The organism is Marinobacter sp. G5_S1_61_S3, assembly GCF_054968585.1.
The window spans coordinates 53,398-78,407 of sequence record NZ_JBQKUK010000014.1; the positions used below are offsets into that span (position 1 = coordinate 53,398).

25 protein-coding genes are annotated in these 25,010 nt (G+C 57.2%); 6 read left to right on the forward strand and 19 right to left on the reverse strand.

Annotation, left to right across the window (positions count from 1 at the left end; all coding sequences use genetic code 11):
* The first annotated feature begins 63 nt into the window (after positions 1 to 63).
* Complete coding sequence (locus ACTRWH_RS14745; RefSeq protein WP_075194919.1) at positions 64 to 543, forward strand: Lrp/AsnC family transcriptional regulator; 480 nt, start codon at positions 64 to 66, stop codon at positions 541 to 543.
* Positions 544 to 606: 63 nt separating this feature from the next.
* Here the strand turns inward: ACTRWH_RS14745 and paaZ are convergent, their stop codons facing one another.
* The 12 genes from paaZ to paaF form a co-directional block, all read right to left on the reverse strand.
* Positions 607 to 2,652, reverse strand: a complete 2,046-nt coding sequence (gene paaZ, locus ACTRWH_RS14750; protein ID WP_462826541.1) for a phenylacetic acid degradation bifunctional protein PaaZ — start codon at positions 2,650 to 2,652, stop codon at positions 607 to 609.
* Positions 2,653 to 2,743: 91 nt separating this feature from the next.
* Positions 2,744 to 3,823: a 1,2-phenylacetyl-CoA epoxidase subunit PaaE gene (paaE, locus tag ACTRWH_RS14755; protein ID WP_075194921.1), complete on the reverse strand. Its 1,080-nt coding sequence runs from the start codon at positions 3,821 to 3,823 to the stop codon at positions 2,744 to 2,746.
* A 13-nt stretch (positions 3,824 to 3,836) separates the two neighbouring features.
* Complete coding sequence (gene paaD / locus ACTRWH_RS14760) at positions 3,837 to 4,406, reverse strand: 1,2-phenylacetyl-CoA epoxidase subunit PaaD (RefSeq protein ID WP_075194922.1); 570 nt, start codon at positions 4,404 to 4,406, stop codon at positions 3,837 to 3,839.
* A complete protein-coding gene (gene paaC / locus ACTRWH_RS14765) occupies positions 4,390 to 5,154 on the reverse strand; it encodes a 1,2-phenylacetyl-CoA epoxidase subunit PaaC (protein WP_075194923.1) in 765 nt (254 codons plus the stop codon). Before paaC ends, paaD begins: the two co-directional genes overlap by 17 nt.
* 12 nt (positions 5,155 to 5,166) lie before the next feature.
* The gene (gene paaB, locus ACTRWH_RS14770) at positions 5,167 to 5,448 is read right to left on the reverse strand and encodes a 1,2-phenylacetyl-CoA epoxidase subunit PaaB (RefSeq protein ID WP_085681551.1); all 282 of its coding nucleotides are present in this window, start codon (positions 5,446 to 5,448) and stop codon (positions 5,167 to 5,169) included.
* Positions 5,449 to 5,464: 16 nt separating this feature from the next.
* Positions 5,465 to 6,457, reverse strand: coding sequence for a 1,2-phenylacetyl-CoA epoxidase subunit PaaA (paaA, locus tag ACTRWH_RS14775; RefSeq protein ID WP_007155011.1), 993 nt, complete (start codon positions 6,455 to 6,457; stop codon positions 5,465 to 5,467).
* A 305-nt stretch (positions 6,458 to 6,762) separates the two neighbouring features.
* The gene (gene paaK / locus ACTRWH_RS14780) at positions 6,763 to 8,073 is read right to left on the reverse strand and encodes a phenylacetate--CoA ligase PaaK (RefSeq protein WP_075194925.1); all 1,311 of its coding nucleotides are present in this window, start codon (positions 8,071 to 8,073) and stop codon (positions 6,763 to 6,765) included.
* A gap of 61 nt (positions 8,074 to 8,134) precedes the next feature.
* Complete coding sequence (gene pcaF, locus ACTRWH_RS14785; RefSeq protein ID WP_075194926.1) at positions 8,135 to 9,382, reverse strand: 3-oxoadipyl-CoA thiolase; 1,248 nt, start codon at positions 9,380 to 9,382, stop codon at positions 8,135 to 8,137.
* Positions 9,379 to 9,825, reverse strand: a complete 447-nt coding sequence (paaI, locus tag ACTRWH_RS14790) for a hydroxyphenylacetyl-CoA thioesterase PaaI (RefSeq protein WP_462826542.1) — start codon at positions 9,823 to 9,825, stop codon at positions 9,379 to 9,381. The genes pcaF and paaI overlap by 4 nt, the downstream gene beginning before the upstream one ends.
* A complete protein-coding gene (gene paaH / locus ACTRWH_RS14795; RefSeq protein WP_075194928.1) occupies positions 9,822 to 11,342 on the reverse strand; it encodes a 3-hydroxyacyl-CoA dehydrogenase PaaH in 1,521 nt (506 codons plus the stop codon). The genes paaI and paaH overlap by 4 nt, the downstream gene beginning before the upstream one ends.
* 3 nt (positions 11,343 to 11,345) lie before the next feature.
* On the reverse strand, positions 11,346 to 12,137 hold the full coding sequence (paaG, locus tag ACTRWH_RS14800; protein WP_462826543.1) for a 2-(1,2-epoxy-1,2-dihydrophenyl)acetyl-CoA isomerase PaaG: 792 nt from the start codon (positions 12,135 to 12,137) through the stop codon (positions 11,346 to 11,348).
* A gap of 44 nt (positions 12,138 to 12,181) precedes the next feature.
* A complete protein-coding gene (gene paaF, locus ACTRWH_RS14805; protein ID WP_462826544.1) occupies positions 12,182 to 12,955 on the reverse strand; it encodes a 2,3-dehydroadipyl-CoA hydratase PaaF in 774 nt (257 codons plus the stop codon).
* 361 nt (positions 12,956 to 13,316) lie between these two features.
* Between paaF and ACTRWH_RS14810 the strand changes: the two genes are divergently transcribed.
* Complete coding sequence (locus tag ACTRWH_RS14810) at positions 13,317 to 13,910, forward strand: phenylacetic acid degradation protein PaaY (protein WP_075194931.1); 594 nt, start codon at positions 13,317 to 13,319, stop codon at positions 13,908 to 13,910.
* Between the two features lie 9 nt (positions 13,911 to 13,919).
* Here the strand turns inward: ACTRWH_RS14810 and ACTRWH_RS14815 are convergent, their stop codons facing one another.
* The 3 genes from ACTRWH_RS14815 to ACTRWH_RS14825 all read right to left on the reverse strand — a co-directional run bounded on the left by ACTRWH_RS14815 (position 13,920) and on the right by ACTRWH_RS14825 (position 15,672).
* A complete protein-coding gene (locus tag ACTRWH_RS14815) occupies positions 13,920 to 14,819 on the reverse strand; it encodes a haloalkane dehalogenase (protein ID WP_075194932.1) in 900 nt (299 codons plus the stop codon).
* Positions 14,820 to 14,941: 122 nt separating this feature from the next.
* Positions 14,942 to 15,190 (reverse strand): hypothetical protein, encoded by a 249-nt coding sequence (locus tag ACTRWH_RS14820; RefSeq protein WP_075194933.1) that lies wholly within the window; start codon positions 15,188 to 15,190, stop codon positions 14,942 to 14,944.
* 137 nt (positions 15,191 to 15,327) lie between these two features.
* Positions 15,328 to 15,672, reverse strand: a complete 345-nt coding sequence (locus ACTRWH_RS14825) for a hypothetical protein (protein WP_036203801.1) — start codon at positions 15,670 to 15,672, stop codon at positions 15,328 to 15,330.
* A 150-nt stretch (positions 15,673 to 15,822) separates the two neighbouring features.
* Here ACTRWH_RS14825 and ACTRWH_RS14830 point away from each other — a divergent pair, with 150 nt between their 5' ends.
* Positions 15,823 to 16,938: an AI-2E family transporter gene (locus tag ACTRWH_RS14830; protein WP_036203804.1), complete on the forward strand. Its 1,116-nt coding sequence runs from the start codon at positions 15,823 to 15,825 to the stop codon at positions 16,936 to 16,938.
* A gap of 81 nt (positions 16,939 to 17,019) precedes the next feature.
* Entirely contained in the window at positions 17,020 to 17,445 is a 426-nt protein-coding gene (locus tag ACTRWH_RS14835) for a peptidoglycan-binding domain-containing protein (protein WP_036203807.1), read from the forward strand.
* 68 nt (positions 17,446 to 17,513) lie between these two features.
* Here the strand turns inward: ACTRWH_RS14835 and ilvD are convergent, their stop codons facing one another.
* Positions 17,514 to 19,349 carry a dihydroxy-acid dehydratase gene (ilvD, locus tag ACTRWH_RS14840; protein WP_126810551.1) on the reverse strand — a complete coding sequence of 612 codons (1,836 nt, stop codon included), beginning with the start codon at positions 19,347 to 19,349 and terminating at the stop codon, positions 17,514 to 17,516.
* Between the two features lie 145 nt (positions 19,350 to 19,494).
* Here ilvD and ACTRWH_RS14845 point away from each other — a divergent pair, with 145 nt between their 5' ends.
* Together ACTRWH_RS14845 and ACTRWH_RS14850 are read left to right on the forward strand one after the other, a co-directional pair.
* A complete protein-coding gene (locus tag ACTRWH_RS14845; protein ID WP_462826545.1) occupies positions 19,495 to 20,751 on the forward strand; it encodes an HDOD domain-containing protein in 1,257 nt (418 codons plus the stop codon).
* A gap of 56 nt (positions 20,752 to 20,807) precedes the next feature.
* Complete coding sequence (locus tag ACTRWH_RS14850) at positions 20,808 to 21,386, forward strand: LON peptidase substrate-binding domain-containing protein (protein WP_075194935.1); 579 nt, start codon at positions 20,808 to 20,810, stop codon at positions 21,384 to 21,386.
* Positions 21,387 to 21,396: 10 nt separating this feature from the next.
* Here ACTRWH_RS14850 and ACTRWH_RS14855 read toward each other — a convergent pair whose 3' ends face one another.
* From ACTRWH_RS14855 to ACTRWH_RS14865, 3 genes are read right to left on the reverse strand one after another with little or no spacing between them, the layout of a single operon-like run.
* Positions 21,397 to 22,851: a bifunctional DedA family/phosphatase PAP2 family protein gene (locus ACTRWH_RS14855; protein WP_036203815.1), complete on the reverse strand. Its 1,455-nt coding sequence runs from the start codon at positions 22,849 to 22,851 to the stop codon at positions 21,397 to 21,399.
* A complete protein-coding gene (locus ACTRWH_RS14860; protein WP_075194936.1) occupies positions 22,848 to 23,846 on the reverse strand; it encodes a GGDEF domain-containing protein in 999 nt (332 codons plus the stop codon). Before ACTRWH_RS14860 ends, ACTRWH_RS14855 begins: the two co-directional genes overlap by 4 nt.
* Positions 23,843 to 24,853 carry a GGDEF domain-containing protein gene (locus tag ACTRWH_RS14865; RefSeq protein ID WP_036203822.1) on the reverse strand — a complete coding sequence of 337 codons (1,011 nt, stop codon included), beginning with the start codon at positions 24,851 to 24,853 and terminating at the stop codon, positions 23,843 to 23,845. The genes ACTRWH_RS14860 and ACTRWH_RS14865 overlap by 4 nt, the downstream gene beginning before the upstream one ends.
* Positions 24,854 to 25,010: the final 157 nt, after the last annotated feature.

Sequence of the window (25,010 nt, forward strand, 5' to 3'; positions counted from 1 at the left end):
AAAGAATATTTTGTTTATAACAATGGTTAGAAAGGATGTTTCACAAAAATAAGGTGTTACTAAATGAAACAGGTTGATCTCGATAGGTTGGACCAGAGAATCCTGTCGGTGCTCCAGCAGGACGGTCGTATCAGTAATCAGTTGTTGGCGGAACAGGTGGGGTTGTCGCCGGCCGCGTGCTGGCGGCGGGTTCGGACTCTGGAGGAAAGTGGCGTGATCCTGGGATACAGTGCCAGGCTGGATCCTGAGCGCGTCGGACAGGGGCTTTGCGTGCTGGTAAATCTCTCATTGCAGAGGCACAACCTCGACAGCACGGCAGAGATCGAGCAGCAGGTTAGCAGCTACCCGGAGGTGCTTCAGTGCTTTGCCGTAACGGGGAGTGCCGACTTTGTCCTGCGGGTCGTGGTGCGAGACATGGCCAGTTACGATCGATTCCTGAACAGCAAGATCTTTACCTTGCAGGGCATTGCCCAGGTACATTCAAACTTCGCATTGCGGGAGATCAAGAACACCGAGACCATCCCCGTGGATGGTCTGGTGTGAGGTTACTGAGGTGGAACCCGGTCAGGCGCCTGAAGGGTTGGGAGAAAGCCCGGGAGCCCGAGGTTACTCGGGCTTTTTTGCAACCAGTGTCAGAATATCGTAGCTCGCAACCAATTCGTCGTTCTGGTTGTGAACCTGCACATCCCAGACCACCACACCCTGAGGGTGTCCGTCTGGCGATGTCCGACCCTGATCAATCTTGCGCTTGCAGGTTAGCCGTGCCCTGATCGTATCGCCAGGGGCTACGGGTTCGATAAAACGCAGGGTGTCCAGGCCGTAATTCGCCAGAACCGGGCCCTCTCCCGGAGACACGAACAGGCCAGCCGCAGCGGACAGTACGAAGTAGCCGTGGGCAATGCGCTTGCCGAACTGGGACTCCCGCGCTGCAAGCTCATCGAAGTGCATATAGAAATGGTCGCCGGAGAGGCAGCCGAAGTTGACGATGTCCGCTTCGGTAACGGTACGGCGGTGAGTCAGCAAGGACTCGTTGATCTGGAGATCCTCAAAGTGGCGGCGGAACGGATGAACCTCAGTTTCGATAACATCAGCCCCTCGCACATACTCGCGGGTTACCGCTGCCAGCATACTGGGAGAGCCCTGGATTGCCGTGCGCTGCAGATAGTGGTGTACCGCGCGAATGCCACCCAGTTCTTCACCTCCGCCGGCGCGGCCAGGACCGCCATGCTTGAGCATGGGCAGGGGAGAACCATGGCCCGTAGATTCTTTCGCCGCTTCTGCATCCAGCAGGTGTAGCCGGCCGTGGAAGGCGGCAAGCAGTGGTGCGACTTTGCCGGCAATAGCGGGATCGCGGGTGGTCAAAGTGGTGACCAGGGATCCGCGGCCTTTCGAACACAGGTCGACAGCATCCTCAATGGAGTCGTAAGGAACCACGGTAGCGACCGGGCCGAACGCTTCAATATCATGGGCTCCGCATCCGTTTTCCGGGTTTCGGCACAGCAGCAGGTGAGGCTCAATGAAGGCGCCGTTTTCTGTACCATCGCCGGTGGGCTTGAAGTTGCCCTCGCCGCCGACCACCAATTCACTGGTTTTGAGGAGCTCCTGGATATTGGCTTTTACATCTTCCATCTGGTCAATGGAGGCGAGCGCCCCCATCCGCACGCCTTCCACGGAAGGATCGCCAACGGTGACTTTTGACAGCCGCTCTTTCAGCTTGTCGCAGACAGCGTCGACCTGATCTCTGGGCACCAGAACTCGACGGATCGCGGTACATTTCTGACCGGCTTTGGCGGTCATCTCGCGGCCGACTTCTTTGACAAAAATGTCGAATTCTTCGTGCTCGGGGGTCACGTCCGGCGCGAGGATCGCGCTGTTCAGTGAATCGGCTTCCGCGTTAAACGGAATCGAGCGGTTAATGATGTTCGGGTGGTTTCGAAGCTTGCGTGCAGTGGCGGCGGATCCGGTGAAGGTGACCACGTCCTGTTCTTCGAGGTGCTCGAACAAGTCGCCGGTGCTGCCGATGATCAGTTGCAGGCTTCCCTCAGGCAGGGCACCGGATTCCTGCATCAGGCGAACCGCCAGTTCGGTTACGTAGCAGGTGGACGTCGCCGGCTTTACGATGGAGGGCATGCCCGCCAGGAAGGTGGGCGCGAATTTTTCCAGCATGCCCCACACCGGGAAGTTGTAGGCATCAATGTGAACAGCCACGCCGCCCCGGGGGACCAGGATGTGGGTGCCGGCAAAGTGGTTGTTCTTGCCGAGTGGTGTTACCGGGCCTTCGTGTACCACGTTGCCGGAAGGAAGCTCACGGCGCCCCATGCTGGCGTAGGAAAACAGCGTGCCGAAGCCGCCATCAATATCGATGCCGTTGTCACCCTTGGTTGAACCGGTGTGCATTGAGAGTGCGTAGAGTTCTTTTTTGTGTTCCTGAAGGTATTGAGCCATGGCCTTGAGTGCCAGAGCGCGCTCCTGGAAGTCCATGGCCATCAGGTTCTTGCCGCCAACGGTGCGACCGTATTCCACGGTTTTCTTGAAATCGAGGGTGTCGTCGTGAGTGTGTGCCACGATCTGACCGTTGATAGCGCTAGGCAGGGCCTTGGCGGCGGCGTCACCGACCCACTGGCCGGCAATGAAACTTTTCAGGACTGACATGGGGAACTCCATTCGTTTCTGAACTGCCAAGGCAAGCCCCGTTTGAGCGGAACTTGCCTTGCTCGTGTTTTGCTTGTGGTGCTTCTGGAAATTACATCTCGTCGTAATCCAGAATTACCTTGTCGCTGATCGGGTAGCACTGGCAGGAGAGCACATAGCCGGCTTCCACTTCGTAGTCTTCCAGAGCAAAGTTCTGGTCCATTTCCACTTCGCCTTCTAAAACCTTTGCGCGGCAAGTGGAGCAAACGCCGGCTTTGCAGGAGTAAGGCAGGTCCGCACCTTCTTCGTTACCGGCGTCCAGGATACTTTTGGTGTCACGAACCAGTGGGAACGTCAGAGTACGGCCATCGGCAATAACGGTGACTTCGCTCACCGACTTCGGATCTACCTGGGATGGAGCTCTGTCCTTGCGGGGTTGGGGCGTGCCACCGGCCGGCGTGAACAGCTCGAAGTGAATCCTGCTTTTGTCCATACCGTGGCGGAGCAGCGAATCCCGAACGTCTTCGGTCATTAGCTGAGGGCCGCAGATGAAGGCTGCGGTGAGCTCCTTGGCGTTTATCCAGTGATCAAACAGCGCGTCGCACTTGTCGTGGTCAATTCGCCCGTTGTACAGGTCAATGTCCTGCTCTTCTCGAGTGAAGATGTAAACCAGATTCAGCCGTGCCATGAACTCATTTTTGAGATCCTGGAGCTCATCCCTGAACATGGTGCTACTCGTGGCCTTGTTGCCGTAGAACAGGGTGACCTCGCTTTTGGGCTCGGTTTCCAGAGTCGTTTTGACGATCGACAGTATCGGGGTAATGCCGCTGCCAGCAGCTACCGCCAGGTAGTTGCCTTCCCGCTCGGGATCCAGATCAATGGAGAAATGGCCCTGGGGAGGCATGACTTCCAGTGTTTCTCCGGGTTTCAGCTGCTCATTGGCAAACGTGGAGAAACGGCCGCCCGGAACCTGTTTGACCGCAATGCGAAGTTCCTGGTCGTTAACACTGCGGCAGATTGAATAGGAGCGTCGCACTTCCTCTCCATCCAGCTGCGTTCTGACAATCAGGTGCTGGCCCTGTTTGTAGTTGAACGTGTCTGCCAGATCCTTAGGCAGATCAAAAGCAAGTGATACGGCGTTTCTTGTTTCAGGTCTGACCTCTTTGAGGGTCAGCGAGTAAAATTTATTCATGATCGTATCGGCTCTAGATGCATTTGAAATAGTCGAAGGGCTCAAGGCATTCCGTGCAGCGATAAAGGGCTTTGCAGGCGGTTGATCCAAACTCACTGAGCTGTTCCGTATCCGTGCTGCCACAGTGAGGGCAGGCAATAATGTCCGGCTCTCCCAGCAGACTCAGTTTGCTGGAGCTGCCTTCGGGTGGAGCGATTCCGAACGCCCGGAGCTTTTCTTTGCCTTCGGCTGTGATCCAGTCGGTGGTCCAGGCCGGGGTCAGCACCTGGTTGATTTTCGGGGCCCGGAAGCCTGCGGCACGCATGGCTTCGATGATCAGCTCTTCAATCAACTCGGTAGCCGGGCAGCCGGAGTAGGTTGGCGTGACATCAATGGACAGTTCTTTGCCATCCCACCTCACGGCACGGACAATCCCGAGCTCCACGACGCTTACCGCCGGCACCTCAGGATCCTTGACCTCTTCGAGAAGTGCCCATATGTCATTCTCGGTCAGCAGATCGGGGCGGGCATTTGCCGGTACCCGATCGCTGGCAATCAGAATGTCGACGGCTGACCGGTTGCCTGAGTTACCAGGTTGTGGCATCGGGATAGGCCCTTTGCAGGAACTGCATTTCTGCCAGAATAAAGCCAAGGTGCTCGGTGTGCTCGCCGTGCTTGCCGCCCATGTACATCCAGGCGTCATCGGCACCCGGTGTCAGGGTCGCTTGGGTAAGCACTTCGTTGACCATTTCGCGCCAGTTTTTGGCGAGCTGGTCTGGCTCTGGGCCAATGCCCGCCTTGGCCATGACGTGATCTGTATCGTCCGGGGTAATCAGTTCGCCCGTGAAACGCCAGAGGATATCCACGGCGTCCTGCATACGGCGATGGCTTTCCTCGGTACCATCTCCCAGACGTTTGATCCACTCCGAAGACCGGCGCAGGTGATAGGTGGCTTCTTTCAATGCCTTCGCAGCAACACCGGCAACGCGTTCATCGCTGGATTCGACCAAGCTCTTGAGCGTCAAGTAATGCCATGCGTCAAAGAAGAACTGACGACCCATGGTGACTGCATAATCTTCATTAGGCTGCTCGGTCAGCAGCAGATTACGGTAATTATGGGCATCGCGGCGGAACGCCAGTTTGTCGGCATCGTTACCATCGTCAATCAACTCTGCGGCGTATTCGTACCAGTTGCGGGCCTGACCAACGAGGTCAAGGGCAACGTTCATCAGCGCCAGTTCTTCTTCCAGCGCCGGGGCCTTGCCACACAGCTCACACAATCGCTGGCCCAGGATCATGTCGGAATCTGCCAGGCGCAACAGGTATTCCTGTAATGCTTCTGCTTGTGTCATTGGAACAGCTCCTTACATGTGTCCGACTTCATCGGGCAGCTCGTAAAAAGAAGCGTGCCGGTAAATCTTGTCTTCCGCCGGGTCGAAAAGTACTTCTTTCTCGTCGGATGCGGAGGCTGTGATGGTGTCCGAGGGTACAACCCAGATGCTCACGCCTTCGCTGCGGCGTGTGTAGAGCTCGCGGGCGTTTTCCATAGCCATCTCGTCGTCAGAGGCATGAACGCTGCCCACGTGCTTGTGGTTCAGGCCGTGCTTCGACCGTACAAAAACTTCATAAAGGCGCCATTCAGACATGTGTATTCCTCCGGTATCAAGCGGCTTGTGTGCGCTGTTTTTGTTTTTTGGCATAGGCGACGGCCGCTTCACGAACCCATCTGCCCTCGTCAATTGCTTTTTTGCGTGTGTTGATGCGCTCGCGGTTGCAAGGGCCGTTGCCCTTGAGAACGTCGTAGAATTCCTGCCAGTTGATCTCGCCAAAATCGTAATGGCCGGTCTCTTCGTTCCACTTCAGGTCCGGATCCGGCGCGGTGCACCCGAGGAACTCGAGCTGGGGAACGGTCTGGTCAATGAACATCTGGCGGAGTTCGTCGTTGCCCTTGCGCTTGATCTTCCAGGCCAGGGATTGCTGTGAGTTCGGGGACTCATCGTCGTGCGGGCCGAACATCATCAGAGACGGCCACCACAGGCGGTTAATCGCGTCCTGCACCATGGCCTTCTGTTCGTCTGTACCTTCACGCATCAGGTCCAACAGAATCTGATAGCCCTGGCGCTGGTGGAAGCTCTCTTCTTTACAGATGCGGACCATGGCGCGCGAGTAGGGGCCGTAGGATGTGCGCTGAAGCACCACCTGATTGACGATGGCAGCGCCATCAACCAGCCAGCCAACGGCACCCATGTCAGCCCAGTTCAGGGTTGGGTAGTTAAAGATGCTGGAGTATTTGGCCTTCCCCTGGTGCAGCTTTTCGATCTCTTCATCTCGATCAGCACCGAGGGTTTCCATAGCGCTGTATAGGTACAGCCCATGCCCTGCCTCGTCCTGGATCTTGGCCATCAGTTGGAGCTTGCGTTTAAGGGTGGGCGCGCGGGTAACCCAGTTGCCTTCCGGGAGCATGCCAACGACTTCAGAGTGGGCGTGCTGGGAGATCTGGCGAACCAGGGTTTTGCGATAGCCTTCAGGCATCCAGTTCTTGGCTTCGATCTTGATTTCAGCGTCGACCTTTTCCTGAAATTCGCGCTCCTGGGGCGACATCTCTTCTTTCGTTTTAAGGCGTTTGCTGCCAGTTTCAACGAGCTGGGCGTACATATCTTACCTCCGAATCGGGCTTGTCGTTCTGCTGCTTCCGGGCGTATGAGGCCCGTCGGTCGTTTCAGAGCGTTACCCTTATAGTATATGACACTGAATAAAAATCAAGAATCATCTTTGTGTGTCATGTTTTGTTTTTGGATAAGCGTCATTTAATCTAATAGACTGTTATAAATGTAAAAATTTAAAACTAAGGTGATTTTTAAAATCACCAGAAATAATAAGAATAGAAAATATAAGAAATCAGTTAGCCGTGAAGAGCGTGATCGGGCCACGACCCGATCACGCTCTGGTGCCAAAGGAACTTACGGATTGCGACGGTCGAAAACCCGTTTGGCCTTGCCTTCGGAGCGCGCAATGCTGTTTGCCTCAACCACGTGGATGCGGGTGCTGATACCGATGTACGACTTGATGTGATGGGCCAGCTCTTTGGCTGCCGCTGCGCGAATTTCTGAACTGTCAGAAGTGCCTGGTTTCAATTCCGTACGTACGTCGACGCAATCCAGGTTGCCCTCTTTGTAGACCTCGATTTCATAGTGTGGTGCTAGTGCGCTGCACTTCAGAACCTGCTCTTCGATCTGGCTCGGGAACACGTTTACGCCACGGATGATCAGCATGTCATCGCTGCGGCCGGTGATCTTGTCGATACGGCGCATTGGGCGTGCAGTCCCTGGCAGCAGGCGGGTCAGATCACGGGTGCGGTAACGCATGATTGGTAGCGCCACCTTGGTCAAGGACGTAAACACAAGTTCGCCATACTCACCGTCAGGCAGAACGTCTCCGGTCGCCGGGTCGATGATTTCGGGATAGAAGTGGTCCTCCCAGATGGTGGGGCCATCTTTGGTTTCCAGGCACTCCATCCCCACACCCGGACCCATCACTTCGGACAAACCGTAAATATCCAGCGCCTGAATGCCCAGGCGTTCCTCAATTTCGGTACGCATGGCGTTTGTCCAGGGCTCTGCGCCGAAAATGCCCAGGCGCAAACGTAGCTTGTGAGGGTCAATGCCTTGCCGCTCCATTTCGTCGGCGATGTTGAGTATGTAGGACGGCGTCACCATGATGATGTCAGGCTGGAAATCGGTGATCAGCTGAACCTGTTTCTCCGTCTGCCCTCCAGACATGGGGATGACGGTACAGCCCAGGCGTTCGGCACCGTAATGGGCTCCCAGACCACCCGTGAACAGGCCGTAACCGTAGGCAACGTGTACTTTGTCGCCGCGGGAGCCACCACCGGCTCGAATGCAGCGGGCAACAATATCGGCCCAGGTGTCGATATCGCTCTGGGTGTAGCCGACCACTGTGGGCTTACCCGTTGTGCCGCTCGAGGCATGAACGCGAACGACTTCATCCATTGGGGTGGCGAACATGCCAAATGGGTAATTGTCCCGAAGATCTGACTTGTTGGTGAACGGAATTTTCGCCAGATCGTCCAACGATTTGATGTCCATTGGTTTGAGGCCGATCTCATCAAATGCTTTGCGATAGAAGGGGACATTGGTGTAGGCATGAGCCACGCTCCAGCGCAGGCGCTGGAGTTGTTCGTGGCGAAGCTCGTCAATGCTGGCGGTCTCCATTCGGTCTAGGTTGCCGAGTTTTTGTGATGGTAGGTTCATAGGTTCGTCCTGCGCTTATTGTGCTTAACGTTTGTACTTAGCGGGCGCTGCACCTGATCGTTCAGGCAACGTTCTCCACCCTCTCAATGATCAAAGCGATGCCCTGCCCAACGCCGATGCACATGGTGCAAAGGGCATAACGGGCCTTCAGCCCCTGCTTGTGGCGGCGTTCGAGTTCGTTCACGGCGGTCGTGACCAGGCGCGCGCCACTCATTCCAAGGGGGTGTCCCAGGGCGATGGCCCCGCCATTCGGGTTAACGTGTTCAGCGTCGTCGGGCAAACCGAGATCGCGAGTGACGGCAAGTGCCTGAGCGGCAAAGGCCTCGTTCAATTCGATGACGTCCATGTCCGCCAGCTCCAGTCCGGCCGTCTTCAGTACCTTTCGGGTAGCCGGAGCGGGGCCGAAGCCCATAATGCGTGGCTCAACCCCCACTGTTGCCATGGCAACGACGCGGGCCCGTGGTTTCAGGGTGTACTGCTTTATGGCATCGGCATTGGCGAGTAAGAGTGCGCACGCACCATCGTTGACGCCAGAGGCGTTGCCTGCTGTCACGGAGCCGTTTTCACGGAAGGGGGTCGGCAGTGATGCCAGCTTCTCTACGCTGGTTTCCCGGGGGTGTTCATCGGTGTCAACCACCAGCGGGTCCTGCTTGCGGCGTGGAACGCTGACCGGCGTGATCTCGCTTGCGAGTCGGCCGGCGGACTGGGCTTCAGCTGTCCGCTGTTGGCTTCGCGCGGCGAACGCATCCTGATCTTCCCGGGAAATACCAAACTGCTCTGCGACGTTCTCGGCGGTTTCAGGCATGGAGTCGATACCGTACTGTTTTTTCAGTACTGGATTGACGAAGCGCCAGCCAATCGTGGTATCGAAAATCTCTGCTTTCCGACTGAACGGGCTTTCAGATTTGCCCATAACAAACGGTGCGCGGGACATGGATTCGACGCCGCCTGCCAGCATCAGACTGGCTTCGCCAGTGCGGATTGCCCGTGCTGCGCTTCCGATTGCGTCCATGCCTGACCCGCAGAGGCGATTAATTGTGCTGCCGGGAACGTCGATGGGAATGCCGGCTAACAGCAGTGACATCCGGGCAACGTCGCGGTTGTCTTCCCCAGCCTGGTTAGCGCAGCCATAAAGAACGTCATCAATCTTCGACCAGTCCACGCTCGGGTTCCGTTCCATCATGGCTTTCATCGGGATGGCCCCGAGGTCGTCGGCCCGAACGGAGGCCAGGGCGCCACCGTAACGGCCGATAGGGGTGCGTATGGCGTCAACAATGTAGGCGTCTTGTAAGAGATTGCTAGTGGTCATGACTGTGGCTCCGAATTAATGACAGTGCCGCGGACCTGGTAGGACTTTCCGCGGAAGAGGGCAACGGTGCGGCCATCCTGATTGGTTAAAGTAATGTCGTAGACGCCGGTTCGCCCACCACGAGATTGCTCCTCAGCGGTGGCGGTCAGTACGTCGCCAGCCTTGGCGCCATACATATAGTCGATGCTGCATCCGGAGGCGACGGTTGCTTTGTCGTAGGTATTGCAGCTAAAGGCGAAGGCCGAGTCGGCGAGGGTAAACAGGTAGCCCCCATGGCAGGAGCCATGCCCCTGAATCATGTCTTCGGTGACGGCCATGCTCAGTACCGCCCGGCCCGGAGCGATAGACTCGATTTTCATGCCAAGTTTCTGGCTCGCCCGGTCACGGGCAAACATGGCTTTGGCGCAATTTTCGGCCAGTTCTTGTGGGGTGTTTTCGCTCATTTGTAGAATCCCTTTCCGGCGTGATGGTTTTTCCGGAGTAGCAGTGCTGGCCGGTAGCGGTCCTCGCCATAGCTGTTCTGAATGTTGGTAAGAACCTGGAGCACCCGGCCATTGCCCAGTCGATCGCTCCAGCTCAGCGGACCTTCCGGGTAGTTCAGACCTGCTTTCATGGCCAGGTCAATGTCCTCTTTCGTTGCAACGCCATGCAGCTCAGCATCGGCTGCCTCGTTTGCCAGCGTGGCCACCGTGCGCATGATCACCATGCCAGGGCGGTCTTTCACCGCGCTTACGGCGATATTCGTTTTCTGAAGCAGGGCCACGGCATCGTGGCGTGACTGTTCTGAGGCCTGATCAGCGAAACAAATGGCTAGCCTTGCTGCCTTTTCGAAGTCGAATGCCAGGTCAAATAACGCAAGATCGGGTGTGCCTTCGACCTGGGCGCGCTCGGTTGCCATCCGGCCGTCGGTGAGTGCCAACACGGCATCTCCGAATCGAAGCTGCCCCGGGCCATCACGCTCGACGATGTCGAGGCCAGCGTCGCGGAAGCGGTTAATCAGTGTGGAAGCCGGCCCCAGATCGCCTTCAACGATCAGTGTTGTGTCGTCACTCTGTCGGGCAGGTTCGGTGTCTGGTTCCGGGCGTTTGCTTCCTTCGGTATAGCTGTAGAAGCCATGCCCGCTCTTGCGGCCCAGGCGGCCGGCCTCCACCAGTTCCTTCTGGATCAGGGACGGGAGAAAACGGGCGTCCTGGTAGTAGGCGTTGAAGACCGAATTGGTTACCGCGTAGTTGACGTCATGGCCGATGAGGTCGGTTAACTCAAACGGGCCCATCCGGAAGTTTCCTGCCTCCCGGATAATGGCGTCCAGAGTTGCCGGGTCGGCAGCGCCTTCCTGGAGCAATCGAAGGCTTTCGGCATAAAACGGTCGTGCTACGCGGTTAACAATGAATCCGGGTGTCGAGGTGGCGAATACGGGTTTCTTGCCCCAGTTGGTCGCGGTAGCGTGGACAATCTCCGCTACTGAATGATCCGTAGCCAGGCCTTTGACGACTTCCACCAGCGCCATCAAAGGGGCCGGGTTAAAGAAGTGCATACCGACCAGTCGCTCGGGATGGCGCAGTTTGGCGCCAAGTGCCGTCACTGAGATCGACGAGGTGTTGGTGGCGAGAATGGTGTCCTTGCCGCACAGTTCTTCGAGGTCTGCCAGCAGCGAGTGCTTGATCTCGAGATCTTCAATAATAGCCTCAATGACCATTCTGCTGTCGGCGACTTCCGAAAGGGCACTGACGGGATGAATGCGACCGACAATGGCATCGACGGCTTGTTGTTCCATCTTGCCTTTGTCCACCCGACGCTGAAGTTGTTTTGCGACGCCATCCCGGCCTGCGCTGGCGGCGCCATCGCGTTGGTCGTGAAGATAGACCTTGTGACCTGCCTGGGCGGCCACCTGGGCGATGCCGGAACCCATGGCGCCGGCGCCGATGACGGCAATCGTGGTCTGGGTATCAAGTGCCTGCATGGATTACTTCCCCTTGAAGGCCGGCGTGCGTTTTTCCATAAAAGCGGCAACACCTTCACGGTAATCCTCGGAACCGCCCGCCATGCGCTGGAGGTCCCGCTCGAGATTGAGCTGCTCTTCAAAGGTGTTGCTGGAGCTGGCGTGCAAGGCCCGTTTGATGAGGGCAAGGCCTTTGGTGGGCTGAGTGGCAAAGTGCCGCGCCAGTTTCATGGTCTCTTCCATCAGCGTTTCGTTATCAACGCAGCGCCAGATCATGCCCCAGTTTTCTGCCTGCTCAGCACTGATTTTGTCGCCAAGCAAAGCCATGCCTTTGGCGCGAGCCATCCCGGCAACCCGAGGCAGGGTCCAGGTACCACCGGAATCGGGCACCAGTCCCAGTTTGCAGAAGGCTTGGACAAAGCTCGCTGAACGCGCGGCCAGGGTGATGTCGCAGGCCAGCGCAATGTTGGCGCCAGCGCCGGCGGCAACACCGTTCACGGCACAGAGGACCGGCATCGGCAGGTCTCTCAGGCTTCGCATCATGGGGTTGTAGTACTTTTCCAGGGATTCGCCCAGGTCAGGGGCGTCCTGGTCTGGCGCAACACTACGGTCAGAAAGGTCCTGGCCGGCGCAGAAGCCCCGGCCGGCGCCGGTAATAACCAGGACACGCACAGAGCTGTCTTTGCGGACCTGGCTGATGGCATCTCGCATCCGCTCGTGCATATCAACATTGAAGCTGTTCAGGTTGTCTGGACGGTTAAGGGTAAGCTGGGCCACACCCTGATCGATTTCCAGAAGAATGCTCGGCTGAGTCATGGCGGTGTCCTATAGGTGGAGTGATGGGTGGTTATCAATACCGATTATTTGCCCTTGAAACGGGGCGCGCGTTTCTCTCGAAACGCATCGAGGCCTTCCTGTCGGTCTTCTGTGCCAGCGAGTAAGGCGAAGGCGTGTCGTTCAAACCGAAGGCCGTCACTAAGGCTTATGTCGTTGGCTTTGCGTACCGATTCCTTGGTCAGGCGAATGGCAATGGGCGCCTTCCGGGCAATGGTTTTGCCAATCTCGATGGCCCTTTCAACGGTCAGTTCAGGTTGGCAAATCTCGCTGATAAGGCCTGCCTGAAGAGCCCGCGTGGCGTCTATTTGCTCACCGGTGAGCGTCATGTGCATGGCAAGGGCTTCGCCAACCTTCCGCGTCAGTCGCTGGGTGCCACCGGAGCCGGGCATGATTCCCAGGTTAATCTCCGGCTGACCGAAGCGAGCGTTCTCGCCGGCAATCAGAATGTCGGCGTGCATTGCCAATTCACAGCCACCGCCGAGTGCAAAGCCGTTAACAGCGGCAATAATAGGTTTGGTGAAGCGAGCTATTCGCTCCCAGTGAGCGACTCGAGGGTCCTCAAGTATGCCCACCAGGTCACGGGCGGCCATTTCATTGATGTCAGCACCGGCTGCAAATGCTTTTTGGTTCCCGGTGATGACTACAGCGTGGACCTCAGGGTCGGCTTCAGCGTTATCCAGGGCTTTGCATAGGTTGTTGAGCAGTTCTGTATTCAGGGCATTTCGAACATCAGGGCGGTTGAGAGTAAAGATCTGGACGCCTTGTTCGGGCCCGTCAACGAGCAGGTTGTGTGGCATAAATAATCCGATGTGGCTTTGTTTTTGTCTGGACGAAACGAGCAGGCCAGTATCCCGATAACGTGACGCTCCGCTGGTGCGGTGACCAGTTTCTAAATCAGTATATCTATTAATTGATACCGGTCAAGATTTTGTAAATGGCAATCTTGTATCATATTAAGCGATGAGGTCTGTTGTTAAATAAAGTGTTGATAATAAAGATAAAAGTGATTCTTTAATGCTTTGTTTTGTGAGGTTAGGAGGGTGTTTTGCCGAATTTTTGTCTATATTTCTTCGGTATAATGTCGGAAAATGGTTTATGAATTTAAGAAAGTGAATCAGAATTTTGGCCAACTTTGAGAGTCGGAGAAAGGAGAGATGCATGCCGAGTTACAGTATTGAAGGCGTTCAACCTGTCGTTCATCCATCTGCTTACGTACATCCAACCGCGATCTTGATCGGAGATGTGTGGGTCGGGCCCGATTGCTATGTGGGGCCGGCCGCTTCGCTGCGAGGTGATTTTGGCCGGGTTGTGCTCAAGGAGGGTTCGAATATCCAGGACAATTGCGTCATGCATGCATTCCCTGGCATGGATACCGTGATTGAGAAAAGTGGCCATGTGGGACACGGCGCGATACTCCACGGTTGTACTGTTGGGGAGGACGCAATGGTGGGGATGAATGCCGTGGTCATGGATGAAGCAGTGATTGCTCCCCGCTCCATTGTTGGCGCCTGTGCTTTGGTTAAGGCGGGTTTTCAGTGTGAGCCGGCCTCTTTGGTTGTTGGGGCGCCAGCAAGGGTCATTCGGACGTTAAGTGACGGTGAGGTGGCGTGGAAAGCCAAGGGCACGGAGGAATACAGACGGCTTACGATGCGATGTCATGCAAGCCTCCAGGAGTGTCGGCCATTGGCAGACGCGGACAGTGATCGACCCAGGGTTGATGCTGGCGATTTCCAACCCAAGCATCAATCTTGATGTCGTTACTTAAGCCGCCATTTCAGACTTGCACGCATCAATAATAATGCGTGCAAAATCGTCAGGAGAGTCTTCTTGCAGGAAATGCCCTCCGCGTAAGGTGATGTGCGGTTGGCCATGGGCCCCGGGGATGCGGCGTTGCATGTATCGGTCTCCACCCCGGGTAATGGGGTCGCCGTTGCTAAAGCAGGTAATGAAGGGTTTTTTCCAGGTTTCCAGAATGCGCCAGGCCGCCTTGTTGGCATCGCTTGAGGGGTCTTCGGCGGAAACGGGGACCAGTTTCGGGAATGCGCGGGCACCTGCCTTGAATTCTGCAGATGGGAAAGGTGCTTCATAGGCTGCGATTTCGGCCTTGCTCAAGGCCCTTTCCGTTCCGAGCTGAACAATCCGTCCGACAGGAAACCACGGGCTGTGGGTGGCAAAGGTTTTCCACAGCGTGAATACGGCGGGCGCCGGGGTATCCCCGGTCGGCAGCATGCCGTTGCCAACAATGATCCGGCGGAAGAGTTGAGGGTGTTCGGCCGCCAGTCGCAGGCCCAGGAGTGAACCCCAGTTCTGGCAGACCAGAGTGATGTTCTTCAGGCCCTGGGCCTTAAGCCACTCGGACAGCCACGCCATGTGGCGTTCGTAACTGTAGTCGCTTACATCGGCTGGCTTATCGGATTTACCGAACCCGATCAGGTCGGGAGCCAGTACCCGATGCCCCGCTTCTGCCACCAGTGGGATCATGTGACGATAAAGGTACGACCACGATGGCTCGCCGTGCAGCATCAGCACGGGCGATGCGTCCCTCGGGCCTTCGTCTACATAGTGCATTCTCAGGCCTGGCTCTACGTCCAGATAATGAGGGGAAAAAGGGTAATCCGGAAGACCTGCGAAGCGGGCTTCATCGGTTCTCAGAATACGCATGCCATCGACTGTCCTGACTGAGTGGTTGCGTGGCTGGTGTTACCGCAGCCTTCAGGAATCAGGATAAATCAGATGGGAATTTTGTGTGTTTGGTTTACGTAACAGTGCGTTGACTGTTTGAATCAGGATGCTTTGCTGAAGAGTTCGTCTGGGTCGTCAAGCCGCGCCAACGCTGCGTCGCAGCAATTCAGAGCACCACAGTCGTCTGCCGAGCATAAGGCAAGTGTCTGACAGTGGTCGTTATGGGGCCGCATTTCTTCGTTGCGGAAAATTCGGCTACGGGACAGGGTGGAGCGACAATGCCCGCACAGTAAAGTGGGTACGGCACTGCTCTCTGAAGCGATGGCGTTGTAATGTTCTGTTTGTTGCATAAATAAACCTCCATTAGCTCCAACGTAAGGGCGAACTGTGACAATTCAAAGTCAGTTCAACGAGAAATAGGACAAGAACTACGAAAGAATGCCCGAAAGGGCTCATTTGTCAGGACGACTTCATTATCAGGACGGTTTCAATGATCCGGGTCGGCAACCGGGCGACGGTTCGAGCGTTTGTCCTCCCAGTCCAGGGATTTCGGGTCGTACCAGCCGATTCTGTCGAGGACCTTTTCCCGTGTGGCAGGCGACAGCGTTGGCCACAGCTCCTGAAAGTCTTCCAGTCCCTGCTCCCGTTGGCGTGCCTGTTTACTCTGCAAACGCCGCAGGATCTGCGGCAACTGCAGGGCTTCGCCCAACTGGCCCGGTATCAGTACTTCCTGGCCCATCACTTTGCGGCGGTGCGTTCTGGCTGCCAGCACACGATTGAGAGCAGCGACCGCATCCAGCGCCGTTTCAACATCAAACTCTTCGTTATCCAACGTCGCGACCTGTTTAACGAATGACCAATAACCGTCCACTATAACCTGAAAGTCGCTAGACTGGCCACGATGGCGTGGTAGTCTAGGCCCATTCAGATCCGCAGCCCACCTACTGTGAGACGACGACACCCAGGTTCAGGGAATTTCACTATGTACGGAAAACTCGAGACACGGACCTTTCTGGCCATGCTGGTTGGGGTTTCCCTGGCGTTCATTCTGCTGATGAAGCCTTTTTTTGGCCCTATTTTCTGGGCCGTGGCCATTGCGCTGATCTTTCATCCGGTTCGAGAGTACCTGGCCCGGCGGTTGGGCGACCGTCCCAATACCATTGCCCTGCTAACGCTACTGATCTGCATGGTGATCGTGGTCATACCGGTGCTGGCGTTGGTGACGTCGCTGGTGGCAGAGGGGTTGTCCCTCTATCAGCGAATCCAGGAAGGGCAACTACGCCCCGGCGACTACATCGACAGGGTTATCCAGTCGTTTCCGGCCATTGAGTCGTTTTTCGCCCAGTTTGGTTTGGACTTCGCAGAGGTGAGGGATCGCGTGGTCAGCGGCTTCGTGGGGGGCAGTCAGTTTCTGGCGAAACAGGCGCTCGGTTTTGGGCAGAATACCTTTCAGTTCTTTCTGGGGCTGGCGCTGATGATCTACCTGGCGTTTTTCCTTCTCCGTGATGGCAGCAAACTGGTGGATCTGTTGATTCGTGCGCTGCCGCTGGGAGACGAGCGTGAGCGTCTGTTGTTTGCCAAGTTCGCAGAGGTCACGCGGGCCACGGTCAAGGGCAACTTGTTGATCGCGGTTATCCAGGGCGCGCTTGGGGGCGGTATTTTCTGGCTTCTGGGTATTCAGGGTGCGCTGCTCTGGGGGGTGGTGATGGCGATTGTGTCCCTGCTTCCCGCCGTTGGCGCGGCGTTGGTCTGGGTTCCTGCGGCTCTCTACCTGGCCGCGACAGGGGAGATGGTGTCGGCAATTGTGCTAACGGCGTTCGGGGTGGTCGTGATCGGGCTCGCGGACAATCTGCTCCGGCCTGTTTTCGTTGGCCGGGATACCAAACTGCCAGACTACATCGTTTTGCTCTCCACCTTGGGTGGGATAGTGATGTTCGGCATTAATGGATTTGTGATGGGCCCATTGGTCGCGGCTCTGTTCATGGCGTTCTGGGGTATTTTCATACGCGAGTTTGGGGAATCGAATGAAGCCCCGTCAGTAAATGTGTCTGCCCCCGCTACAGAATCACAACAATCGGATCGGTCCGGCAGTGCTTAAAATATGTTAGTCTTTCGTCGTAATGTCCATCCTGTAGGGACTGGCAACACAATAAAAAGCGACAGGTAACTGGAGTAGATCATGGCTAGGCAGATATTCACTCACACCCGTATATTGGCTGCTATCCTCGCGGGGGCAATGGCCCTGGCGGCGGCGCCCGTTGCGTCAGCAAACGATACCGTGGCGCTTAAGAATGCCCTTTATGCGGCGGGTTATGACATCAACAATGTCAGTCCGCAAATGGATGACACCACTCGCTCGGCGTTGACCGCGTTTCAAAAGGATCAAGGGTTGAACGCCTCTGGTGTGCTTGATGACGCCACCAAGAAAGCGCTGGGTATGGTTCACGTTCAGGTCGCGGCTGCTGGGTCGTCCGGCAACGCCGGAGCGTCACAGGATGCAGGCACTTCCAGTGCGGCCGCGGAGCCGGAAGCTGACGAGTCGGCAGAGCAGGCGCAAGAAGATGATATAGAGGAAGATGACGACGGTGGCTGGTCCTTCTTCTAGGCCCTGATAACCGTTTTTCCTGCCTGAATTCGGGCCCGGGGTAGTCGCTACCCCGGGCCCGCGTGCGTTTAGCCTAATTTTTCCAGGTTTCTGACTGCGCCCTTGTCGGCGCTGGTTGCCAGCAACGCATAAGCCTTCAGCGCTGCCGAGACTTTGCGCGGCCGCGACAATTCGGGCTTCCAGCCTTTCTCATCCCGCTCCTCACGTCGACGATCGAGTTCGTTCTGGTCTATCTCCACGTTGATGGACCGGTTGGGAATGTCGATACGGATCAGGTCACCGTTCTCGATCAACCCAATGGCGCCACCTGCAGCCGCTTCAGGGGAGGCATGGCCAATGGAAAGGCCTGAGGTGCCGCCGGAGAATCGGCCGTCAGTCAGCAGGGCGCACTCTTTACCCAGCCCCTTGGACTTCAGGTAACTGGTGGGATAGAGCATTTCCTGCATACCGGGGCCGCCCTGAGGGCCTTCGTAGCGGATAATGACCACCTCTCCAGGCTGGACCTCGTCGTTGAGGATGCCTTCGACCGCGGTATCCTGGCTTTCGAATACTCGTGCCTTGCCTTCGAAGACGTAGATGCTTTCGTCCACGCCGGCTGTCTTGACCACGCAGCCGTCCAGGGCAATATTGCCGAAGAGAACCGCCAGGCCGCCTTCAGATGAGTAGGCATTTTCAACGGAACGAATACAGCCTGCCTCGCGGTCGCCATCAAGGGAGGGCCAGCGGGTGCTTTGGCTGAAGGCGGTCTGAGTGGGAATGCCGGCAGGACCGGCCTTGTAGAATTCGACCACTTCAGGGGTGGGCTCCTGCATGATGTCCCAGGTTTTCAGGGCCTCGCGCATGGTTCTGCTGTGTACGGTTGGCAGGTCGGTGTTGATCAGTCCGCCCCGTTCCAGTTCGCCAAGGATGCCCATGATGCCGCCAGCGCGATGAACGTCCTCCATATGATACTTGGGGGAATTCGGCGCCACCTTGCAAAGTTGGGGTACCCGGCGGGACAACTGGTCAATTTCGTTGAGGGTGAACGGCACGCCGCCCTCCTGGGCCGCAGCCAGCAAATGCAGGATGGTGTTGGTGGAGCCGCCCATGGCGATGTCCATCACCATGGCGTTCTCGAACGCTTCCATGGAGGCAATGCTCAGAGGCAACACACTGGCGTCGTCATCCTCGTAATAGCGGCGGGCATTCTCCACAATCTGTCTTCCGGCTTTCAGGAACAGGGCTTCGCGGTCCGAGTGGGTAGCGAGCATTGAGCCGTTCCCGGGCAAAGCCAGGCCAATGGCTTCGGTGAGGCAGTTCATGGAGTTGGCTGTAAACATGCCGGAACAAGAGCCGCAGGTGGGGCAGGCGCTGCGTTCGTACTCTGCGACGGTTTCGTCATCCGCATTCGGGTCGGCAGCGATGACCATGGCATCCACCAGGTCGAGTTTGTGCTCCGAGAGTTTGGTCTTGCCGGCTTCCATGGGGCCACCGGAGACGAAAATGGCGGGAATGTTCAGGCGCATGGCGGCCATCAGCATGCCCGGGGTGATCTTGTCGCAGTTGGAGATGCAGACCAGGGCATCAGCGCAGTGGGCGTTGACCATGTATTCCACGGAGTCAGCGATGATCTCGCGGGAAGGTAGGGAGTACAGCATCCCGTCATGCCCCATCGCAATGCCGTCGTCCACGGCAATGGTGTTGAATTCCTTGGCAACGCCGCCGGCTTGCTCGATTTCCCGGCAGACCAACTGCCCCAGATCCTTGAGGTGTACATGGCCGGGAACGAACTGAGTAAAGGAATTGGCAACGGCGATGATGGGTTTGCCAAAGTCTTCATTCTTCATGCCGGTGGCGCGCCAAAGAGCACGTGCGCCAGCCATATTGCGGCCTGCGGTAGATGTCCGCGAACGATACTGGGGCATGGTTGTCTGGTCTCTCTTCTTTAACTGGGTCGGAAAATGGAACGCAAGAGGATACCAGATTACCCCTTGATCGCATGGTTGTTTTGGGATTCCGCGCTTACAATGTGTAACAGAACGAACGAATAACTGATCGAGGAGTAGTCCTATGGCTGGCCAGGAAAGCCTGCCTCTGCGTCGTCTCAAGCAGTTTCAACCCTTGAACCGGTTGACGGATGACCAGTTGGTTTTGCTCGCAAGTCGGGCGGAAAGAAGAACCCACGGCCCGGGCCAGCGAGTGGTAGAGCGCGGCGTGCGGGATGGCCTGGACATATTCCTGATCCACGGCAGTGTAGAGTTGGAGTCGATTGACGGTCGCAAGTCCACCATCGAGGCCGATACCGACAAGGCCATTAACCCCATTGCCCGGCTGCAACCCCGGATGTACAACGTGACCGCCATCAAGGCGAGCGAGTTCCTGGTTATTCAGCAGGACATCCTCAACCAGCTATTGCGGGCCGCACCCGTGCCCCAGGTGGAAATGGATTCCGGTGACGGGGCTGGCGACGAGGGTAGCGAAGAACACCATCTGCTGATGGAGTTTTATGCCGAGCTGCGCTCCAATCAACTGACCCTGCCAAGCGTGCCGGATGTGGCCTGGAAAGTGCGCAGGACCGTAGACCGGGAAGATTCCTCGGCGGATCAGGTTGCCAGTGCAATCTCGGCGGACCCGTCGATGGCTGCGAAACTGGTTCGAGCCTGCAACAGTCCCCTGTACCGTGGATTCAGTGATGTTCGCAACGTTCGCGAGGCGGTTATCCGGTTGGGCATGCGTACCACGCGCCAATTGGTTACGGTGTTTTCGATGCGCGAGGTGTTCAAAACCAAACAGGCATCGCTGCAAAAGGAAATGGACAAACTCTGGCGCCATTCCCGTGAGATGGCCGCCCTGTGTTGGGTGCTTGCGGATAGTGCTACCTCCATCAACCCGGAAGAGGCGTTGCTCGCAGGGCTGTTGCACGATATCGGAGTCGTGCCGGTGCTGGTGCAGGCGGAGCATCACGTCAATCTGTTTGCCGATCAGGCCAATCTTGAGCATGCCATTGGCGAGCTCAGGGCCGATGTGGGAACCGCAATCCTGGAAAGCTGGTCGTTCCCTAATGGCTTTCTGGAGGCGACAAGGCATGCGGAGGACTGGGGGTATGAGTGCCGGGAATCCTCACCCCAGCTGGTGGACATCGTGATTGTCGCCCAGTTGCATGCGATGATTGGGTCCAGTCAGAACGGGTCTCTGCCACCGTTTGACGAGGTGCCTGCCTATCGCCGTCTTGGTGAGCTTGAGCTGAACGCGTCCCGAAGCCTGCAGCTACTGACGGAAGCCCGTGCAAGGGTGGACGAAGTCCATCGCCTGCTTTCAATTCATTGAGGATATGACAGGGGCGTCATTCCTCCGGAGCTAGTTTACTGGTGACAATACCAACAATGAATGTACCTCTTTTCCCGCTGAACTCTGTAGTGCTGCCCGGTGGACGGATTCCCCTGCAGCTGTTCGAGCCCAGATACATCGATATGCTCACCCGTTGCCTCAAGGAGGATCGGGGATTTGTAGTCGTGCTGCTTCGGGAAGGTCTGGAAACGGGCAAGTCGGTGGCTTTCTACGATATCGGCACCTATGTTCGCATTATTGATTTCCAGCAGATGGATAACGGTTTGCTGGGTATTACCGTTGAAGGCAAGGATAAGGTAACGGTGGTACGTTCCTGGCAGCAGCCGGACGGACTGAATGTCGGGGATGTGGAATGCCTGCTGGCGGAGGAGCAAACGCCTGTTCCTGAGCGTTTCGCGGAACTCCCCTCGGTGTTGAAAGCGTTGTTTCGCCATCCTGTCGTCCGGGAACTGGATATGGACGTAGACTACGACGACGCCAGGGATGTGGGGTGGCGGTTGACCGAATTACTGCCGCTGGACAAGCAGGAAAAGCAGCGGCTGGTGGAGCTCCAGGCGCCCCTGGAGCGCCTGGAGCGTCTGCTGGGGTTGCTGGAAGCACTGGAAGAAAGCTGAATAATGGTTGCTACGGAGCGGTGACACTGTAGAGCACAACCGCGTTTGACCATTGTGTCGTTACATACCAGGCCACGAAGGCGAGCCATCCCCACCCCGCAATCAATAGTGTTCCATCCCTTGCCAGTGGGACGTTGTCGTAGCGGCTATAGCTGGCCCTTACGAACCCGCAGATCGAGAGCCCGAGAAACACCCCCGCCACCACATCGGTAAACCAGTGAACGCCCAGATAAAGTCTGCTTAGCGCCCCAAGGATAATGGGAATACTGAAAAGCAGGTAGTAGCGCCAGCGTCTGATATTCCGGCTTTCCCTGGCGATAAAGCTTGCTGCCAGGGTAGAAAGAACGGTGACGCCGGTGGCGTGGCCGCTGGGGAAAGCGCCCGAATCCGGAGGTCCGAAGACAACGTCCGGCCGAGGTATGGCGGTCAGGTATTTGAAGCCCCAGACCAACACAGTCGTGAGCAGTGCTGCTCCCGCCACATGGATGGCGGCGGCGTAGTAACCACGAAAGTAAAGGGCCAGAGCGCTCAACGCCGCTGCTGCCAGCAGTACCGGTGGGTCCCCGAGAAGCGTCAGCAGGATCATTACCGGGTCCAGAAGCGGGGTCCGCAACTGAGAAAACCACTGAAGGGTCAGCTCATCAAACGGCGCCAGCAGTTGGGTGGCGATGGCCAGTTGGCCCCAAATCATAAACAGAGCCCCGGCTCCCAGTGCCAACGACAATGAGGGTAGCGGGAACTCGCCGGCCTGCGCGGGTCGCTGGCTGGTATACAGGCGCCAGAAGCGGTGGGTCGAATCGTAGCGGGCCGTGAGGCGCGACAACCACAGGTAGAGCTGGCTGCCATGCCCAAGACCTAACTGGAAGCGGAAAAGCAACAGGTAAATCACCAGCAGTATTGCGGCACTGATTGCGATCACAGGGTAAAAGTGAGCGGGTGGTTCGAATTCGCTGGCCAGGGCGCTACCAACCAGATACCCCGGCAATACATAGACTGGTGCCCAGGCCACTGCCGATGACAGGTTGAAGGCCAGGAACCGTCGCCACGGCATCAGAAATGCGCCGGCGATGAGCGGAATGATTGGTCGAATCGGGCCCACAAAGCGTCCGATAACGACGCTTTTACCGCCGTGACGATGGAAGAAAGCCTCGCCTTTGCCGATAAATCCCGGGAAACGATTCAGTGGCCAAAGCCTGTCCAGGCGTCCCTGAAACAGTCTGCCGAGGGCGAAGCTGATGCCGTCGCCAGCAACGGCTCCGGCGCCGGCCCACAGCAGGACTTCGGCCACCGGTATGGCCACCTGGCCAGCCAGCACCGCCACGGCGAACAGGATGGCAACCCCGGGGATCAGGATGCCCGCAAAGGCTAGGGACTCGAGGAATGCTGTGAGGAACAGCGCCGCTGACAGCCAGCCCGGGTTGGTTGCCAGCCAGTCGGTCAGTGACTGTAGCCACTCCGGCATCATGATGGGCGAACATCTCCCTGGCTGTACCAGACCGAATCGGCACCACGTTTACGGGCTTCCTCCAATGCATGCCTAACCCGTTTTCGCAGGTCCGCCGTGCGGATGTCGGTACTGGCGCGAGTGGTGCAGCCAAGGCTGACAGTCACTTTTCCGGCCAGAGGCCAGTTCTGTTCCGCGATGGTCCGCCGAATTCGTTCGGCGATGACGCGTACGCCTTCTTCCGGTGTGAAGGGCAGGATCAGGAAAAACTCGCCGTCTTCAAGCGTGTAAAGGGTGTCGCCAGCGCGGATAACGTCAAACAGGTGCTGGGTGAGGTCCCTGAGCAGTCGCTGCATGCCGGCCTGGCCGTGCAGATCTTCGGCTTCCTCGGCGTAATCAATGGCCAGGGAAATCACCGACAGGGAGTGTGACATGACAATGGCCCGGGAAATTTCCTTTTGCAGGGTTTCGTCCAGGAAGCGTGCATTGTGGGCGCCGGTCACCGGGTCGGTAATGGCCAGATCCTCTGCCGATTGTGCCATGTGGTCGTAGTGCCAGATATACAGCGCGGCCACCGCGACCAGAGCAAACACCCCGGCACTGATGGTTATGGCGTACATCAGGGGCGATGACAGGAGTAGAAAGAGTGCCAGTGCGACCAGCAATAACAGGGAAAGGATCAGCCCCTGTCGTAGCGGAAGGATCAGCAGATTCAGTACAACCAGGGGCATAACCCAATGACTGATGCCGGGAGGGTCAAGGGCAAACATGGCCGCCACCAACCCACTGTTCAGCGCTGTAAGAATAAGGAGATGCCCCGGCGCCGACAACTGGCGGCGGCGACATATGAAGGTATAGCCAGCGCCTGCGACCGTCAGCAACGCCATTCCGGCAGCCAGGAAGAACAGGTCATAGAATCCGTAGCGAAGGTTCTGGAACGCCAGGCTTGCAATGAAAAGACTGGCAAACGCATAACCGGCCAGATGGGTAAAACTTCTCAAGCGGGTTTCAGTCATAACGCCGGCCCCTCCGTTCTGGGTGGGGGCGATGTGTGTGTCCAGGTACTGTAGGACTGGGCGCGGTCGCCCCCTTGTTGCTGGGCGCGCCGCAACGCATTGGCAGCGGATTGCTGCAAACTGTCTGCGTCATCGCCGATATTCAGGCCGGCGATTCCCGCACTGACCGTCAGATGCAGTTGGTGTGAGGCAAGCAGGGTGCGTAATCCCTTTCGGATCGTCTCGGCCTGTGATGCCGCTTCTGCCGTGGGGATGCCTGGCAGGATGACCAGGAATTGCAGATCTGCTACCCGATAGTAGGTGTCGAAATCCCGTAGCTGGGAGTGCAGATAACGGCCGATCCGTGGCAGTATGGAGCGTATGTCGGCATCCGGGTCGCTGTCGCTCAGGTGGGTGTCCAGGCCGATCATGATCACCGACATATCGGTGCCTTCCCGTTCACTGCGCTGGATCTCCTTGTGCAGATCAGCCGTCAGGTATTCGCGGCTTGCGGCCTGGGTCAGTTCGTCGGTCCGGCGCAGGGGCGCAAGTTGTCGCGACTTGTACTCACGCAGGAAAACCAGCAGGCCTGAGAGCATAACGGTCAGCAGCAGTGCGCTAAGCATCTGGTGGCGTTCGGGCAGGCCGGCAGACCAATGGGTGGCAGACATCGCAAGAACGGCGCAGAGTGCGGTAATCGCCGCTGCCCAGGTGACGGGCAGCAGTGCAAAGCCGACCAGTGGTGCGACGTAGAGCCAGTGGGTCAGGCTCCAGGGCCCTGTCCATAGGCTGGTGGCCAAAAGCGACAACAGCGCCACAAACAGGAGTCGGTGAATCGCCGGCCAGGGTTGTCGAGAGCGTCCGGGGTGGAAGGTGTTGCCGCTGAAGACCAGTGCTGCGGCGACAATAGCGGTGATTGCTGTCAGTGTCTCCCGTTGGATCACTGAAAATGCGGCAATGGCGATCAGGATCAGGAATCCAGTTCTCGACAGGCGGCTTAACAGGAATTTTTCGGCCATCTGGGCCATGGTATCCGTCCTCTCCCGGGCGTCCGTGGTTTAAAGCATACAGCAGGTTTTGTTCAATGACCCGCGGAATAAAGTGTCTCAGGCCGGTATAATAATCGCTTGGGATGCGTACTTGAAACGGGAAAGGTAAAGTTAGGCCCTGATTCGCACAATCGGT

Coding starts and splice junctions, on each gene's coding strand:
- ACTRWH_RS14745 (WP_075194919.1), top strand. CDS start 64: ATGAAACAGGTTGATCTCGATAGGTTGGACCAGAGAATCCTGTCGGTG.
- paaZ (WP_462826541.1), bottom strand. CDS start 2,652: ATGTCAGTCCTGAAAAGTTTCATTGCCGGCCAGTGGGTCGGTGACGCC.
- paaE (WP_075194921.1), bottom strand. CDS start 3,823: ATGAATAAATTTTACTCGCTGACCCTCAAAGAGGTCAGACCTGAAACA.
- paaD (WP_075194922.1), bottom strand. CDS start 4,406: ATGCCACAACCTGGTAACTCAGGCAACCGGTCAGCCGTCGACATTCTG.
- paaC (WP_075194923.1), bottom strand. CDS start 5,154: ATGACACAAGCAGAAGCATTACAGGAATACCTGTTGCGCCTGGCAGAT.
- paaB (WP_085681551.1), bottom strand. CDS start 5,448: ATGTCTGAATGGCGCCTTTATGAAGTTTTTGTACGGTCGAAGCACGGC.
- paaA (WP_007155011.1), bottom strand. CDS start 6,457: ATGTACGCCCAGCTCGTTGAAACTGGCAGCAAACGCCTTAAAACGAAA.
- paaK (WP_075194925.1), bottom strand. CDS start 8,073: ATGAACCTACCATCACAAAAACTCGGCAACCTAGACCGAATGGAGACC.
- pcaF (WP_075194926.1), bottom strand. CDS start 9,382: ATGACCACTAGCAATCTCTTACAAGACGCCTACATTGTTGACGCCATA.
- paaI (WP_462826542.1), bottom strand. CDS start 9,825: ATGAGCGAAAACACCCCACAAGAACTGGCCGAAAATTGCGCCAAAGCC.
- paaH (WP_075194928.1), bottom strand. CDS start 11,342: ATGCAGGCACTTGATACCCAGACCACGATTGCCGTCATCGGCGCCGGC.
- paaG (WP_462826543.1), bottom strand. CDS start 12,137: ATGACTCAGCCGAGCATTCTTCTGGAAATCGATCAGGGTGTGGCCCAG.
- paaF (WP_462826544.1), bottom strand. CDS start 12,955: ATGCCACACAACCTGCTCGTTGACGGGCCCGAACAAGGCGTCCAGATC.
- ACTRWH_RS14810 (WP_075194931.1), top strand. CDS start 13,317: ATGCCGAGTTACAGTATTGAAGGCGTTCAACCTGTCGTTCATCCATCT.
- ACTRWH_RS14815 (WP_075194932.1), bottom strand. CDS start 14,819: ATGCGTATTCTGAGAACCGATGAAGCCCGCTTCGCAGGTCTTCCGGAT.
- ACTRWH_RS14820 (WP_075194933.1), bottom strand. CDS start 15,190: ATGCAACAAACAGAACATTACAACGCCATCGCTTCAGAGAGCAGTGCC.
- ACTRWH_RS14830 (WP_036203804.1), top strand. CDS start 15,823: ATGTACGGAAAACTCGAGACACGGACCTTTCTGGCCATGCTGGTTGGG.
- ACTRWH_RS14835 (WP_036203807.1), top strand. CDS start 17,020: ATGGCTAGGCAGATATTCACTCACACCCGTATATTGGCTGCTATCCTC.
- ilvD (WP_126810551.1), bottom strand. CDS start 19,349: ATGCCCCAGTATCGTTCGCGGACATCTACCGCAGGCCGCAATATGGCT.
- ACTRWH_RS14845 (WP_462826545.1), top strand. CDS start 19,495: ATGGCTGGCCAGGAAAGCCTGCCTCTGCGTCGTCTCAAGCAGTTTCAA.
- ACTRWH_RS14850 (WP_075194935.1), top strand. CDS start 20,808: ATGAATGTACCTCTTTTCCCGCTGAACTCTGTAGTGCTGCCCGGTGGA.
- ACTRWH_RS14855 (WP_036203815.1), bottom strand. CDS start 22,851: ATGATGCCGGAGTGGCTACAGTCACTGACCGACTGGCTGGCAACCAAC.
- ACTRWH_RS14860 (WP_075194936.1), bottom strand. CDS start 23,846: ATGACTGAAACCCGCTTGAGAAGTTTTACCCATCTGGCCGGTTATGCG.
- ACTRWH_RS14865 (WP_036203822.1), bottom strand. CDS start 24,853: ATGGCCCAGATGGCCGAAAAATTCCTGTTAAGCCGCCTGTCGAGAACT.